This is a genomic window from Mycobacterium sp. MUNTM1, from assembly GCF_054660795.1.
Genome location: NZ_BAAGDE010000150.1, coordinates 1 through 630, shown reverse-complemented (window position 1 = coordinate 630; position 630 = coordinate 1). Strand labels below are relative to the sequence as shown.

Sequence of the window (630 nt, the reverse complement as noted above, 5' to 3'; positions counted from 1 at the left end):
TCCTTGTCGGGCGGGCAAGCCCGCCCGCGAGTGGTGCTGTGCGCCAACCGCTTACGCGGTTGTCTTGAATCTGATTGTCGCAGTTAGGTTTTAGAATTTGCGCCGCTGGCGCGGGCGCTGTGGTGATCCGTTTGCGAGTCAATTCCCGATTGTTCGTTGCGCTGCAACCGCTTACGCGGTTGGCGCCACCGATCCCGCCGTATGCACCAATCACCCTCCCGCTCAACGTCATAACGCAATACTACACCAGTAGTATCCAAATACGCTGTACTTCAACGCAATTCCCAGTACGTTAATCCTCCGGCGCTTCCGCGCCGTCTCCCCAATCACTAGGAGAGTGCCCCCGCAGGTCGGAGTAAACCTGAGGCGGCACACCTAGCTCAGGGCACGCTCCGCGCACCCCGTGGCCAACTGGCCCCTACTTCTCAGCCAGTGACACATCCACCCTTGCTGCTGGCCGTAAACGGCCAGCGCCTCCCCCCACCATCAGGCCCTTTGACCCTTTCCACCGCCACAGCCCAACCCAACCGGGGCCCCCCTCGTTAGCACCCCTGGCAGCACATCGGTGACCGGCCCCCGGTCACAGACCACCCCCCAACATCTGTCTCTTAATAAAATCTGACCCTGCCG

At 61.3% G+C, this 630-nt stretch carries 1 protein-coding gene; it reads right to left on the bottom strand.

What is annotated here, in order from left to right; all coding sequences use genetic code 11:
• The coding region (locus ACYQ8K_RS30175) for a hypothetical protein (RefSeq protein WP_459975045.1) at positions 1 to 232 on the bottom strand (232 nt) is incomplete at its 3' end.
• Between the last annotated feature and the right edge of the window lie 398 nt (positions 233 to 630).